Raw genomic sequence first — 14,352 nt, forward strand, 5'->3', positions numbered from 1 at the left:
TCGTTCCGCGAGATCCTGCCCCCTTCGAAAGAGAAGACAACCGCCATGGTCGCCCCCGACACCAGCACGCCGTTCGAGGCGTTCGATCCCGACGACCCGGTCTTCGCGCTGCACCGCGGCGGCAAGATGCAGGTGGCGTCGACCGTGCCGCTGCGCGACGCCGACGACCTGTCGTTGTCCTACACGCCCGGCGTCGCCCGGGTGTGCGAGGCGATCGCGGCCGACCCCGACATGGCCCACGACTACACCTGGGTCTCGAACACGGTGGCCGTGGTCACCGACGGCACGGCGGTGCTCGGGCTCGGTGACATCGGGCCGGCGGCGTCCATGCCCGTCATGGAGGGCAAGGCCGTGCTCTTCAAGCAGTTCGGCGGCGTCGACGCGATCCCCGTGGCGCTGGCGACCACCGACGTCGACGAGATCGTCGAGACGGTCGTGCGCCTGGCCCCGACGTTCGGCGGCATCAACCTCGAGGACATCTCGAGCCCGCGATGCTTCGAGATCGAGCGTCGCCTGATCGAGCAGCTGGACATCCCGGTCTTCCACGACGACCAGCACGGCACCGCGGTCGTGACCCTGGCCGCGCTCATCAACGCGGTCCGCCTCACCGACCGGGACATGCAGGACGTGAAGGTCGTCATCTCCGGTGCGGGAGCCGCGGGTGTGGCCATCACGCAGATCCTGCGGTCGGCCGGGGTGCACCGGATCAGCGTCGTCGACCGCCAGGGTGTCATCCACCCGGGCCGCGACGACCTGAACAGCGTCAAGCAGATGCTGGCCGAGCAGACGGCCGACTGGGCCCGCCCCGGCACGGTGGGCGACGCGCTCGAGAAGGCCGACGTGTTCATCGGCGTCTCGGGCGGCACGGTCCCCGAGGAGGACGTCGCCCGGATGGCGCCGGACGCCATCGTGTTCGCGATGGCGAACCCCAACCCCGAGGTCCACCCCGACGTCGCCCACCGGCACGCCCGGGTCGTGGCGACGGGGCGGTCGGACTTCCCGAACCAGATCAACAACGTGCTCGTCTTCCCGGGCATCTTCCGGGGCGCCCTGGCCGTCCGTGCCACGGCGATCTCCGAGGGCATGAAGCTCGCGGCCGCCCACGCCATCGCCGACCTCGTCGGTGACGACCTGAGCGAGTCCTACGTGATCCCGTCGCCGTTCGACCCGCGCGTCGCCGACGTGGTGACCCGAGCGGTCACCGAGACGGCCCGTCGCGAGGGCCTCGCCCGCCGTCCCTACTGATCCGTCCACCCGAGGAGTCGCATGTTCGCCGTCTACGCAGGTCAGATCAACCCCGAGAACCCGCTCGACGGGCTCGTGGTGGGGGAGCGTCCCGACCCCGAGGTCCCCGAGGGCTGGACGACCGTCACGGTCAAGGCCGCGTCGATCAACCACCACGACGTGTGGAGCCTGCGGGGCGTCGGCCTGCGCGAGGAGTCGCTGCCGATGATCCTCGGCTGCGACGCCGCGGGACTCGACGAGGAGGGCAACGAGGTCCTCGTGCACGCCGTCATCAGCGACCCCTCCTGGCGGGGCGACGAGACGCTCGACCCCAAGCGGTCGTTGCTGTCCGAGCGCCACCAGGGCACCTTCGCCGCGAAGGTGGCCGTGCCCGCGCGCAACGTGGTGCCGAAGCCCGCGGGTCTGTCCTTCGCCGAGGCCGCGTGCCTGCCGACGGCGTGGCTGACGGCCTACCGGATGCTGTTCACGCAGTCCGGTCTCAAGCAGGGCGACACCGTGCTCGTCCAGGGTGCCGGCGGAGGCGTGGCCACCGCCGTGATCACGCTGGCCCGCGCGGCCGGGTTCCGGGTGTTCGCCACCAGCCGTGACGAGGACAAGCGCGCCAAGGCGCTCGAGATCGGTGCGCACGAGGTGTTCGAGTCCGGTGCCCGTCTGCCCGCCAAGGTCGACGCGGTCATGGAGACGGTCGGTGCCGCCACGTGGTCGCACTCGATCAAGTCGATGCGTCCGGGCGGCACGATCGTCATCTCCGGAGCCACGTCGGGCGACGCGCCGAAGGCGGCCGAGCTGACTCGCATCTTCTTCCAGCAGATGCGCGTGCACGGCTCGACCATGGGGACGCGCGACGAGCTGCACGCCCTGGCCCAGTTCATGGACGTGACCGGCACCCGGCCGCTCATCGACAGCGAGATCCCGATGGCGGACGCGGCCCAGGGGCTGCAGCGCGTGGTCGACGGCGACGTGTTCGGCAAGATCGTCCTGACGCTCTGACCGTGGCGCCGGGGTCGGCTCAGAGCACCCCGGCGGCGAGCAGCAGGCCCGTGGCTCCCAGGAGCAGCACGAGGAACAGCACGTTGACCACGGTGAACAGGCCGAGGAAGGCGCGCGTGCCGTCGGGCCGGAGCTGCTGGTAGCGGCGCAGCGTGATCAGGCTCGCCAGCGACGCCACGATCGTGCCGACGCCGCCGATGTTCACGCCCAGCAGCAGGGCGCGCCAGTCGTCGGTGAACGGTGCGAACAGCAGCGCCGTGGGGACGTTGGAGACGAGCTGGCTGCCGGCCACGCCCCAGAGCAGGACGTGCTCCTGGAGCAGGTCCTGCAGGAAGCCGCTGGCCTGGGGCACCCGTTCGAGGTTGCCGGCGAAGACGAAGAACAGCACGAACGTGGCCAGCAGTCCGTAGTCGACCGAGCGCAGAGCCCGTGCGTCGAGGACCGCGACGACCGCCACCACGACGACGCCCGCCCAGACGGGGAGTGCCCGGACGACGATCGCGACCGCCACGACGAAGAGGACGAGGTGCACGGTGGCGGGGCGCCAGCGGACCGACGTGCGGTCGGTGACCGGGGAGATCGGGGCGTTCGGCACCAGCAGGCAGGCGATCACCACGAGGACCAGGGACACCACGAACGGCCAGACCATCACGCCGACCAGCTCGCCGACGGACAGGTGGAAGTACTGGTAGAGGAAGAGGTTCTGCGGGCTGCCGAACGGCGTGATCATCCCACCGAGGTTCGCGGCGACCGTCTGCAGGACGAACACGTAGGCCAGGTGACGATCGTCGCCGGTGGCGCGCAGGGCCAGCTGGCTGAGCGGCAGGAGGGTCAGCAGTGCCATGTCGTTCGTGATCAGCATCGAGGCGACCATCGTGAGCAGCACCAGTCCGAGGACCAGCGCGCGTCGGGTACGCAGGACGGCGACCACGCCCTGGGCCGCGGCCGTGACCAGGTGGGTGCGGTCGAGGGCACCGATGACGGTGAGGAAGCACCACAGGCAGACCAGGGTGCGGTACTCCGGGTAGTCCAGGTACTCCCGGCTCGGCGGGACGAGCACGCACGTGAGCAGCGCGAGGGCGGCCGTCGCGGTGAGGAACGGGTTGGCGGTCAGCAGCCGCCGCGTGCGCGAGGTCGCCGGCGACTCACTCATCGTCGTCGTCGGCCAGGACGTGGCGCAGGTATCGCCCGGGCGCGGCGAGGTAGGCACGCCAGTGGTGCACCAGGTCGAGGTCGTCCCACGTGGTCTCGCGCAGTCCCCACGGACCGACCTCGAGCACCCGGGCGCCGGGTAGCGAGGCGACGATCGGCGAGTGGGTCGCGCACAGCACCTGGCCCCCGCCCTCGGCGATGTCGTGGAGGGTGCGCAGCAGCGTGAGGCTGGAGGAGAACGACAACGCGGCCTCGGGCTCGTCGAGGCAGTAGAAGCCGGGGGAGTCGAAGCGCCGGCGCAGCACCGCGAGGAACGACTCGCCGTGGCTCATCGCGTGCAGGTCGTGTCCGCCCACGCCCTCCTGGTACGTGTACCAGCCGTGCATGGTCTCGGCGCGCAGGAAGAACCCCCAGCTGCCGGTGCCGACGCCGCGCTGGAGCGTCAGCTCGTTGTGCAGCGCGGACTCGCTCGGTCGGGTGCGGTGCCAGCCCTGCGTGCTCCCGCCCTCGGGGGACAAGCCGTAGGCCATGGCGACGGCCTCGACGAGCGTGGACTTGCCGGCCCCGTTCTCGCCCACGAGGAACGTGACGCCGGGCGCGAGGTCGAGCCCGTCGCGCAGCACCTGCTGCACCGCGGGGACGTCGAGGAGCCAGGGCTCGAGGGGAGGACCGTCGCCGTGACGCTCCGGCTTCACGCGCACCACGGGTGGCTGGTCGAACCTCACTGGTTCAGTCTGGCAGCCTGCACCGACGCGTCGCGCTCAGTCCTCGTCGTCGTCGAGGCGGGCCAGCCAGGTCGCCAGCCGCTCGACCGGCACCTCGAAGTCGGGGTGCTGGTCGACGAACTCGACGAGCCGGTCGGCCAGCCACGCGAAGGACACGTCCTCCTCGCCGCGGCGGGCCGCCAGCTCCTCGATGCCTCGATCGGTGAAGTACACGGGTCAGGCGAACGCGGCGTCCATGAGCTCGCGCTGCTCGACGTCGTGCCGCGCCTTCGAGCCGACCGCCGTCGTGGACGACGCCGGACGCGAGACGACCGTGAGCGAGCCGGACGCGACGGCCTCGGGGTAGTGCAGCGCCGCGTCGGGCCACGGACCCTGGTTGGCCGGCTCGTCCTGCACCCAGCGCACGGCCTTGAGGCCGCTGAACCGGGCGAGCTCGGACTTGATCTGCTCCACCGGACGCGGGTACAGCTGCTCGAGCCGCACGATCGCCGTGGTCGGGTTGTCGCCCTCGCGCTTGGCGCGCTCCTCGAACAGGTCGTGCGAGATCCGGCCCGAGCACAGCAGCACGGTGTCGACGTTCTCGGCGTCGACCGCGTCGTCGCCGATGACCGGGCGCCACTGGCCCGACGTGAACTCGTCCGGCTGCGAGGCCGCGGACTTGCGGCGCAGCAGCTGCTTGGGCGTGAACACGATGAGCGGGCGGTGCTGACCCTCGAGCGTGTGACGGCGCAGCAGGTGGAAGTACGACGCCGACGTGGACGGCTGGGCGATCGTCATCTCGTCGTTCGCGGCGAGCTGCAGGAAGCGCTCGATGCGTGCCGACGAGTGGTCGGGGCCCTGGCCCTCGTAGCCGTGCGGCAGCAGCAGCACGACACCGGACTTCTGGCCCCACTTCGTCTCGCCCGAGGAGATGTACTCGTCGATGACGGACTGCGCGCCGTTGACGAAGTCGCCGAACTGCGCCTCCCACATGGTGAGCGCCTCGGGGCGGGCCACCGAGTAGCCGTACTCGAAGCCGAGCGCGGCGTACTCGCTGAGCAGCGAGTCGTAGATGTAGAACGTCGCCTGCTCGTCGCCGACGTGGGCCAGCGGGGTCCACTCGCTCGCGTCGTTGCGGTCGATGATCGTGGCGAAGCGTGACGAGAAGGTGCCGCGGCGCGAGTCCTGGCCGGCGAGGCGCACGGGGCGTCCGTCGAGCAGCAGCGAGCCCATGGCGAGGATCTCGCCGGTGCCCCAGTCGATCGGGCCGGTCTCGATGGACTGCGCGCGTCGCTGGAGCTGGGGCAGCACCTTCGGGTGCACCGTGAAGCCGTCGGGGACCGACGTGTAGGCCGACGAGATGGCCTTCATGGTCTCCGGCGTGATCGCGGTCTCGAGCGCACCCGCCTGCTCGGGCTTCTCGGGGTAGTCGGGGGTCCGCGTGTACTCCAGCTCGCCCGAGGAAGCCTCCTTGACGTCGGCGAAGTTGCGCTCCAGCTGCGACTGGTAGTCGGCCAGGGCCGCCTCGGCCTCCTCGATCGTGATGTCGCCACGACCGACCAGCGCCTCGGTGTAGAGCTTGCGCACCGACTTCTTGGCGTTGATCGTGTCGTACATCAGCGGCTGGGTGAACGAGGGGTCGTCGCCCTCGTTGTGACCGCGACGGCGGTAGCAGACGAGGTCGATCACGACGTCCTTGTTGAACGTCTTGCGGTACTCGTAGGCGAGGTCGGCGACGCGGATGCACGCCTCCGGGTCGTCGCCGTTGACGTGGAAGATCGGCGCCTGCACCATGCGGGCGACGTCGGTGCAGTACGTGGAGGACCGCGACGACGACGGGCTGGTGGTGAAGCCGACCTGGTTGTTGACGATCAGGTGGATCGTGCCGCCGGTGCGGTAGCCGCGCAGCTGCGAGAGGTTGAGCGTCTCGGCCACGACGCCCTGGCCGGCGAACGCGGCGTCGCCGTGCACGAGCACCGGCAGCACCGGGAACTCGGCGCCACGGTTCAGGCGGTCCTGCTTGGCGCGCGTGATGCCCTCCAGCACGGGGTCGACGACCTCGAGGTGCGACGGGTTGGCTGCGACGGAGACCTTGATCGTGTCGCCGTGCTCGGAGCGGAACTCACCCTCGACGCCCAGGTGGTACTTGACGTCGCCGGAGCCCTGCACGGTGCGCGGGTCGATGTTGCCCTCGAACTCGCGGAAGACGGTGCCGGGGCTCTTGCCCGCGATGTTCACGAGGACGTTGAGGCGACCGCGGTGGGCCATGCCGATGCAGACCTCCTCGAGGCCGTCGCCGGCTGCCTCCTCGCAGATCTCGTCGAGCAGCGGGATCGTGGTCTCGCCACCCTCGAGGCTGAAGCGCTTCTGCCCGACGAACTTCGTCTGCAGGAACGTCTCGAAGGCCTCGGCCTGGTTGAGCTTGAGCAGGATGCGCAGCTGCTCCTCGCGCGGAGGCTTGGTGTGCCCGACCTCGATGCGGTCCTGGAGCCACTGGCGCTCGCCCGGGTCCTGGATGTGCATGTACTCCAGGCCGATGGAGCGGCAGTAGGAGTCGCGCAGCACGCCGAGGATCTCGCGCAGCTTCATGAACCGCTTGCCGCTGCCGCTCGCGAAGGAGCCGGTGGCGAACTCGCGGTCGAGGTCCCACAACGTGAGGCCGTGCGACGCGGTGTCGAGGTCCGGGTGGCTGCGCTGGCGGTACTCCAGCGGGTTGGTGTCGGCCATGAGGTGGCCGCGCACGCGGAACGCGTGGATGAGCTCGAGCACGCGCGCCTGGCGGTGCACCTCGTCGTCGTGGCTGACGGCGATGTCCTGGGCCCAGCGGATGGGCTCGTACGGGATGCGCAGCGCGCGGAAGATCTCGTCGTAGAAGCCCTCCTCGCCCAGCAGCATCTGGTGGAGACGGCGCAGGAACTCACCGGACTGCGCGCCCTGGATGACGCGGTGGTCGTAGGTGGACGTGAGCGTCATCATCTTGCTGACGGCCAGGTTGGCGATCGTGTGCTCGGACGCGCCCTGGAACTCCGGCGGGTAGTCCATGGAGCCGACGCCGACGATGACGCCCTGGCCCTTCATGAGCCGGGGGACGGAGTGGTTGGTGCCGATGCCGCCGGGGTTGGTGAGGCTGACGGTGGTGCCGAGGAAGTCGGAGACCTCGAGCTTGCCGTCGCGCGCCTTCTTGACCATGGCCTCGTAGGCCTGCCAGAACTGCGCGAAGGTCATGGTCTCCGCGGCCTTGATCGACGGCACGAGCAGCTGACGCTCGCCCTTGGCGTTCTTGGTGTCGATCGCCAGGCCGAAGTTGACGTGCTCGGGCTTGAGCTGGACCGGCTTGCCCTTCTCGTCGACGTCGTAGCCGGTGTTCATCTCCGGCATGGACGCGATGGCCTTGACCACGGCGTAGCCGATGAGGTGGGTGAACGAGACCTTGCCGCCGCGGGCACGCGCCAGGTGGTTGTTGATCACGACGCGGTTGTCGAAGAGCAGCTTGACGGGGACGGCCCGCACGCTCGTGGCGGTAGGGACCTCGAGGCTCGCGTCCATGTTGGCCGCGGTGCGCGCGGGCGCACCCTTGAGCGGGACGCGCTGCACCTCGCCCGGACCGGACGGGGTGGGCGCCGCGGACGCCGCAGCCTTCGGCTCGGCCTTCCTGGCGGCGGGCTGTGCCTTCTTCGCCGGCTCGGCGCTCTTGGCGGGCTCAGGCTTCTCCGCGGCGGGCTCGGCCTTCTTGGCAGCGGGCCGCGCCTTGGGGGCCGGCTCGGGCTTCTCGGCGGCGGGCTGCGCCTTCGGGGCCGGCTCGGCCTTCGCGGCGGGAGACTTCGTGGCCGTGCTGCCGTTGGCCGACGGGGCGCTGCCGTTGCTCGCGGCCAGCGCTGCTCCGTCGCCCTCCTCGAAGAACGTCACCCAGGTCTGGTCGACGGAGGAGGGGTCGGCCCGGTACTGGTCGAACATCTCCTCGACGAGCCACTGGTTCGTCCCGAAATCGGGGGTTGACGGGTCATGTGAGGACTCGGCCACGGCCTCGATCGCCTCTTCCGGTTGGTTCCCTGCGCACTGGACACGGTGCGGCTCCAGGGTAGCGCGGAGGGTCCGACGCCGAACGCCCGGTTCGACCACCGCGGAGCCGTGCTCTCACCGTGCCACGGCGACGTCGACGGCGCAGCGTTTCGCGAGCCTCGAGACGGTGCTCGGCGCAGGCTCAGGACGCCGCGACGCGGGCCTCGGCGAGCCCGTGGAAGGTGGCGAGGGCCTGCGCCTCCTCGTCGAGGGCCGAGCGGTGTCGCGGCGACAGCGACGCGTCGGTCCGCACCGTGACCTCGAGCCGACCCGCGCTCACCGAGCGGTTCCAGCTCCCGGCGAGGCGACCGTCGAGGACCAGGATCCCGACCCCGCCCAGGACGTCGTCGTAGCGGGGACCCACCTCGGCCCGCAGGTCGCCGTCGCGCGCGTGGGAGATCAGCTCGTCGAAGTTCGCGAGCAGCAGCACCGGCGGGACGTCGACGCGCTCGGACTCGAGGGCGCCGGCATCGACGTCGGTCCACAGCGAGCGACCCGCGACCTGCACCTCGTGCAGGCCCGCGTCGACGAGGGCGCGCCGCGCCTGCGTGAGCGTGAGGCTGGACCACCAGGCGAGGTCGGCGGCACCGGCCGGCCCGTGTCCGCGCACGTAGGTGGCGGCCAGCCACGCCCGGGCTGCCTGGGCGTCGAGGGAGGACGGGGTGAGGACGACGGGGTGGTAGCGGTGCTGGGTGCCGGGGTCGCGCCGACCCGCGATCTCCCCCCGCAGCTCCGCCGCCATCACGACGTGGGCCAGGACGTCGCCCCGGGCGGGCAGACCCGCGGCGGCGAGGCGGTCGGCGATGACGTCGCGGGTGCACCCCGGCGTCTCCCGGACCGCGGCGGAGACCACCTCGCTCGAGGCCACGAGGGTCGCCTCGTCGACACCCTGACGACGGACGTGCGGGACGACCTGGGCCATCACGCGGTCGCCCGCGGCGGCCACGACGAGCGGGAGGTCGTCGAGGTGCACGTGGTGCCAGGTCGTGCGCAGGGCGTGGGTCCGCACGACCCGGCCGACGTCGAGGGCGTCCAGCACCTGGGTCAGCGTGGCGCCGCACCGACGCCCGATGCTCCACGGCGCCGTGGTGTGCTCCTGCGACTGCACGGCGCCGAGGTGGCGCACGACCGCGACGGGATCGGGCAGGCCGGGTCCCACGAGTCGTTGCGACCGCAGGCGGTAGGGAGCGAGGGACTGGCGCACGAGGCCATCGTGACACCGGGCGCGGACACCACTGTCCCTCGAAGACGCTCCGACGTCCCGCGTCAGTCGCCGAGCACGGCCTTCACGGCCTCGACGACCTTGGCCCCCGCCTTCACGTTCTTGCGGCCGTCGAGGAGGGCCTTGGGCTTGTCGTCGAGGCCGCCGGCGACGACCTCGAGGTTCGCGCCGCTGGCGGCCGGGGTCACGGTGGCCAGGTACTCGTGGCCCCAGGAGAAGGCGGTCTTGCCGCTCGTGAACGCAATGGTGCGCGACGCGTCGTCGCGCGTGGTGAGGGTGTAGGAGCCGGACTCGACCGTCTCGACGAGCGCGCCGAAGGTTCGGTCCGCATCGTGCGCGGTCGTGATGGCGGTGGTCTTCGGTGCGTGCATGGGTTCCTCCCGATGGCGTCGCGGCTGCTGCCGTGGTGGTCACGACGCTAGGGCATGGGGTCCGTGCCGGTGCGCCGCACGGACCGAACCGGGGCTCCGGCACCCGCTGCGAGGCATGGCAGCATCGGGGCATGCGGACCCCCATCGAGGAGTACATGGCGCAGCTGCTCGACTCGTGTGGCAAGGACGGTGGGGCGGTGGCCGACTACGTGCCCGAGCTCGCGAACGCCGACCCCGACCGGTTCGCCGTGGCCTTCGCGACGCCCGACGGGAAGGTCTACAGCCGTGGCGACACGGACGTCGCCTTCTCGATCCAGTCGATCTCCAAGCCCTTCACGTACGCCCTGGCGATCGCCGACCGCGGTCTCGACGAGGTCCTGCGGCACATCGACGTGGAGCCGTCGGGCGACGCGTTCAACGAGATCTCGCTCGACCCGGTCTCGGGGCATCCACGCAACCCGATGATCAACGCCGGTGCGATCGCTGCGCACTCCCTGGTCGAGGGGGCCGGTCACGAGGAGCGCACGGGTCGCATCCTCGACCTCTACTCGAGCCTCGCCGGGCGCCGGCTCGACGTCGACGAGGCGGTCTTCGAGTCCGAGCTCGCCACGGCCGACCGCAACATGGCGATCGCCTACATGCTGCGGACGGTCGGCACCCTGGAGGGTGAGCCGCAAGACGTGGTGCGTGGGTACACCCGGCAGTGCTCGGCCGCGGTCACGGTCGAGGACCTGGCCCGGATGGCCGCCGTGCTGGCATCGGGTGGGCGCTCGCCGGACGGCGAGCAGCTCATCGAGCAGGCGGTCAACCGACAGGTCCTGAGCGTCATGGCCACCTGTGGCATGTACGACGCGGCAGGCGACTGGCTCACCACCGTCGGCATCCCGGCCAAGAGCGGCGTCGCGGGCGGACTCATCGGGGTGCTCCCCGGTCAGCTGGGCATCGCGGTGTTCTCGCCGCGTCTCGACGCCCACGGGAACAGCACCCGCGGCGTGAAGGTGTTCGGACGGCTGAACCAGGACATGGGCCTGCACCTCATGGATGCGGCCGAGGGTGCGCGGTCGGTCGCGCGACGCTACGTGGAGGGCGGCGTCCCGGTGCAGGAGGTGGCCGGCGACCTTCGATTCGTGGAGGCAGAGCGGGTGCTGCGGTCGTTCGAGCAGGAGCCGGGAGGAACGAACGTCGTGGTCGTCGACCTGGACCGGGTCCACCACGTCAACGACATCGCCCGACGGATGGTGCTGGAGGGCATCCGGCGTCTCCACGAGGACGGGCACCCGGTGCGGATCGTCGATCCGTCGAGGGTGCTGGGCGAGCCCGAGACCGGCGACGGGGAGATCGTGCGAGGTGAGCAGCCCCGCGGTGGCTTCGTCCCCGAGTCGTTCGAGGACGTCGCCACCGCGGTGCGCTCCTAGCGCGGGCTGCCTGGCGGCTCAGGACTCCAGTGCGGCGTCGAGGGTGATCTCCTCGACCGACGCGAGCGCCTTGCTGAGCGGGCAACCGGTCTTGGCCTCCTCGGCCGCCTCGAGGAACCCGGCCTCGTCGACTCCCTCCACCTCACCGCGGACGGTGAGCGCGATCTTCGTGATCTTGAAGCCGCCGTCGGCGTCGTCCTTCCCGAGGGAGACGTCGGCCTTGGTCTCGATGGAGTGGACGGTGCCGCCCTTCTGGCCGAGCAGTGCGGTCAGCTGCATCGTGTAGCAGGCCGAGTGCGCGGCGCCGAGGAGCTCCTCGGGGTTGGTCGCGCCGCCCCCGTCCTCGGAAGAGCGCTTCGGGAAGGACATCTCGAACGTCCCGAGGCCGGAGCTGCTGAGCTCGACCTGGCCGGAACCGTCCTCGAATCCGCCGTTCCAGGCGGTGCGTGCGGAGCGTGTGGGCATGGGTGACTCCCTTGCATCGGGTGCTGGTGCTTGCGAGGTCGACGCTACGGTCGTCGTGGCGGGACGCAAGCCGATCCGCTCCCTCGGGCGTCACTCCAGCGTGAGGTCCTTGAACCACGAGTCGGTCACGTAGTCGGTCTCCCAGCCGAGCGACAGGTAGAGCTGGTCGGCCGACGTGGGGGAGTCGTCGTCGACCTCGAGGCCGACCCGGTTGCGTCCGCGACGGGCGGCGTCGCTGATGACGGCGGCGAGCAGCGACTTGGCGACGCCGCGTCCCCGGGCGTGCCGGTTGACGCCGATGTACTCGACGTACGAGCCCTCGGGTCCGCCGTCCTTGCCGGGCAGCACGGAGCAGACCACGGTGCCGGCCGGAACCTGCTCGCCGTCCTCGTCGGTGACGTAGGCCAGCCACCACTGGTCCCAGCGGTGCCCAGGCTCCTCCCGCATGCGCTGGACGAACTCCGGGAACGACTCGCGGTAGTTGTTGAAGTGGTCCTCGAACGACGTCTCGAGCATGTGGTGCACGGTCTGCAGGTCCGCGGCGACCGGGAACCCGTTCTCGTGCTTCTCGACGGTGCGCACGAGCACGCCCTCGCGCGGCTCGAGCTCGGCGTCCTCCGGCGTGACCGGGCGCTCCATGTGCAGCCAGGTGCGGCGCTTGGTGTATCCCGCGTCGCGCAGCCAGCCCGCCTGCCGGGTGTCGCCGCCGAACGGACTCTCGTCGAGCCGGGTCTCGGTGATGCCGCGGATCCGTGCCATGAGGGTCGCGACGTCCTCGGCCCAGGCGTAGAAGAGGCGGGCGATCTCGTCGACCTCGGCGACGTCGCGGTCGAAGTAGCCCCACACGAGCGCACGCCCGGCCGCTCGGTCGTGCACCGTGATCCAGGCCCGCGGGACGTCGTCGTCACCCACGGCGACGAGCTGGCGTCGGGTCCACGACGCCTGTCCGGCGACCTCGTTCTCGATGCCCGCCGGGTCGACGTGCGCCTCGCCCGTGCCCTGGAGCTCGTCGAGGTGGCGCAGGGCGACGAGGGCCTCCACGTCTCCGTAGGTCGGGACGCGGGCGACCCATGGCGCAGGCAGCTCGGGGACGTCGGGCTCGGTGGGCGGCACGTTCTCGTCGGCTGGGCTCATCGAGACACGAGTCTCCCACTTCCGCCGTCCGGCGCGCACGGGGCCGTGGTGACGCAGGATTCTGCGTTCGTGCGCACGGCGCGTTCGACGAAGTGGTCAGGAGGGACGCAGCGCCTGCTCGACGAGCTCGACGACCGAGATCTCGACCTGGTCGTCGGGGAGAGCGGCCCGCGACTCCAACCAGCTGAGCACCTCAGCCGGATCGACGTGAGCGCCGGTCCATCGGCTCGCGTCCACGAGCGCTCGTTCGTCGACGCCGGTGGGCACGCGGCTCCAGGCGACGCCGACAGTCTCCAGCCACATCACCCAGGTCGGCGCGGCTGCATCACTGACGCACGCGCACAGCCACAGGGCCACCGGGCTCGATGGACGCAGGTACGGCGAGATCAACGGTCGGCGTGTGGCGCGAACGTCGAGCGCCGCCTCGACGTCGGGGACGAGCGGGTCCTCGGCGGGCAGGTCGAGGTCCACGGCGGAAGCGTAGCGACGGGTGGACGTGCTTCTCAGGATCCGCAGGTCGCTCGTCGGCACCGATCTGCGACGGCCTCGGAAGGCTCGCTCAGCGCCAGCCGAGCTCGGGCGCGACGTGCTTCAGGATGCTCTCCACCACGTGGGCGTTGTACTCGACGCCCAGCTGGTTGGGCACGGTGAGCAGCAGGGTGTCGGCGGCCTCGACGGCGGAGTCCTCGCGCAGTTGCTCCACGAGCTGGTCCGGCTCGGCTGCGTAGGTCTTGCCGAATCGTGCGCGGCCACCGTCGATGTAGCCGACCTGGTCGTCCCCGCCCGAGCCGCCGAAGTACGCACGGTCACGGTCGTCGACGAGGGCGAAGATGCTGCGGCTCACCGACACGCGCGGCTCGCGGTCGTGCCCCGCCTCCTTCCACGCGTCGCGGAACCGCTGGATCTGCTCGGCCTGCAGCTCGTGGAACGGCACCCCGGTGTCCTCGGTGAGGAGCGTGGAGCTCATGAGGTTCATGCCCTGCTGCGCGGTCCACTCGGCGGTCGCTCGGCTGCCGGCGCCCCACCAGATGCGGTCGCGCAGGCCGGGGGAGTGCGGCTCGGGGCGCAGGAGGCCGGGAGGGTTGGGGAACATCGGACGCGGATTCGGCTCGGCGAAGCCCTCGCCCTCCAGCACGTGGAGGAGCACCTGCGTGTGCTGGCGTGCCAGGTCGGCGTCGCTCTGGCCCTCGCTCGGCACGTAGCCGAAGTAGCGGTAGCCGTCGATCACCTGCTCCGGTGATCCGCGGCTGATGCCGAGCTGGAGCCGACCGTCGCTGATGAGGTCGGCCGCCCCCGCGGTCTCCGCCATGTACAGGGGGTTCTCGTACCGCATGTCGATGACGCCGGTGCCGATCTCGATCCGACTCGTCCGCGCGCCGACGGCGGCCAGCAGAGGGAAGGGCGACGCGAGCTGCTGGGCGAAGTGGTGCACCCGGTAGTAGGCCCCGTCGCCACCCAGGTCTTCCACTGCCTCGGCCAGCTCGATCGACTGGTGGAGCACGTCGGAGGCGCTGCGCGTGGCCGAGTGCGGCGAGTCCGACCAGTGCCCGAAGGAGAGGAAGCCGATGTTCTTCATGCCCACGTCAAGCATCGGG

The 14,352-nt window shown here is 71.0% G+C and carries 13 protein-coding genes; 3 read left to right on the forward strand and 10 right to left on the reverse strand.

Going from position 1 to position 14,352, the window contains the following annotated elements; all coding sequences use genetic code 11:
• Window positions 1-45 precede the first annotated feature (45 nt).
• Together ASF38_RS13555 and ASF38_RS13560 are read left to right on the forward strand one after the other, a co-directional pair.
• Window positions 46-1,245 carry an NADP-dependent malic enzyme gene (locus ASF38_RS13555; RefSeq protein ID WP_055966842.1) on the forward strand — a complete coding sequence of 400 codons (1,200 nt, stop codon included), beginning with the start codon at window positions 46-48 and terminating at the stop codon, window positions 1,243-1,245.
• A 21-nt stretch (window positions 1,246-1,266) separates the two neighbouring features.
• Window positions 1,267-2,235: a zinc-binding dehydrogenase gene (locus ASF38_RS13560; RefSeq protein WP_055966847.1), complete on the forward strand. Its 969-nt coding sequence runs from the start codon at window positions 1,267-1,269 to the stop codon at window positions 2,233-2,235.
• 19 nt (window positions 2,236-2,254) lie between these two features.
• Here the strand turns inward: ASF38_RS13560 and ASF38_RS13565 are convergent, their stop codons facing one another.
• From ASF38_RS13565 to ASF38_RS18125, 6 genes are all read right to left on the reverse strand, one after another.
• Entirely contained in the window at window positions 2,255-3,388 is a 1,134-nt protein-coding gene (locus ASF38_RS13565) for an SLC13 family permease (protein WP_056576664.1), read from the reverse strand.
• Window positions 3,381-4,112, reverse strand: coding sequence for an AAA family ATPase (locus ASF38_RS13570; protein WP_055966853.1), 732 nt, complete (start codon window positions 4,110-4,112; stop codon window positions 3,381-3,383). The genes ASF38_RS13565 and ASF38_RS13570 overlap by 8 nt, the downstream gene beginning before the upstream one ends.
• A gap of 36 nt (window positions 4,113-4,148) precedes the next feature.
• On the reverse strand, window positions 4,149-4,325 hold the full coding sequence (locus ASF38_RS18215) for a DUF6104 family protein (protein ID WP_156364744.1): 177 nt from the start codon (window positions 4,323-4,325) through the stop codon (window positions 4,149-4,151).
• A gap of 3 nt (window positions 4,326-4,328) precedes the next feature.
• The gene (locus ASF38_RS13575; protein WP_056576667.1) at window positions 4,329-8,111 is read right to left on the reverse strand and encodes a multifunctional oxoglutarate decarboxylase/oxoglutarate dehydrogenase thiamine pyrophosphate-binding subunit/dihydrolipoyllysine-residue succinyltransferase subunit; all 3,783 of its coding nucleotides are present in this window, start codon (window positions 8,109-8,111) and stop codon (window positions 4,329-4,331) included.
• A gap of 181 nt (window positions 8,112-8,292) precedes the next feature.
• Complete coding sequence (locus ASF38_RS13580; protein WP_056576670.1) at window positions 8,293-9,354, reverse strand: winged helix DNA-binding domain-containing protein; 1,062 nt, start codon at window positions 9,352-9,354, stop codon at window positions 8,293-8,295.
• Between the two features lie 62 nt (window positions 9,355-9,416).
• Window positions 9,417-9,743 (reverse strand): hypothetical protein, encoded by a 327-nt coding sequence (locus ASF38_RS18125; protein WP_055966860.1) that lies wholly within the window; start codon window positions 9,741-9,743, stop codon window positions 9,417-9,419.
• 131 nt (window positions 9,744-9,874) lie between these two features.
• On the opposite strand from ASF38_RS18125, the gene ASF38_RS13590 reads away from it, so the two are divergent.
• The gene (locus tag ASF38_RS13590; protein ID WP_055966863.1) at window positions 9,875-11,158 is read left to right on the forward strand and encodes a glutaminase; all 1,284 of its coding nucleotides are present in this window, start codon (window positions 9,875-9,877) and stop codon (window positions 11,156-11,158) included.
• 18 nt (window positions 11,159-11,176) lie between these two features.
• Here ASF38_RS13590 and ASF38_RS13595 read toward each other — a convergent pair whose 3' ends face one another.
• The 4 genes from ASF38_RS13595 to ASF38_RS13610 all read right to left on the reverse strand — a co-directional run bounded on the left by ASF38_RS13595 (window position 11,177) and on the right by ASF38_RS13610 (window position 14,333).
• Entirely contained in the window at window positions 11,177-11,623 is a 447-nt protein-coding gene (locus ASF38_RS13595; protein WP_055966866.1) for an OsmC family peroxiredoxin, read from the reverse strand.
• Between the two features lie 90 nt (window positions 11,624-11,713).
• Window positions 11,714-12,757 carry an N-acetyltransferase gene (locus tag ASF38_RS13600; RefSeq protein ID WP_055966869.1) on the reverse strand — a complete coding sequence of 348 codons (1,044 nt, stop codon included), beginning with the start codon at window positions 12,755-12,757 and terminating at the stop codon, window positions 11,714-11,716.
• A 96-nt stretch (window positions 12,758-12,853) separates the two neighbouring features.
• Window positions 12,854-13,228: a hypothetical protein gene (locus ASF38_RS13605; protein ID WP_056576673.1), complete on the reverse strand. Its 375-nt coding sequence runs from the start codon at window positions 13,226-13,228 to the stop codon at window positions 12,854-12,856.
• Between the two features lie 88 nt (window positions 13,229-13,316).
• Window positions 13,317-14,333: an LLM class flavin-dependent oxidoreductase gene (locus ASF38_RS13610; RefSeq protein WP_055966875.1), complete on the reverse strand. Its 1,017-nt coding sequence runs from the start codon at window positions 14,331-14,333 to the stop codon at window positions 13,317-13,319.
• Window positions 14,334-14,352 lie beyond the last annotated feature (19 nt).

Source organism: Aeromicrobium sp. Leaf272, assembly GCF_001422865.1.
In the GTDB taxonomy this organism is placed as follows: Bacteria; Actinomycetota; Actinomycetes; order Propionibacteriales; family Nocardioidaceae; genus Aeromicrobium.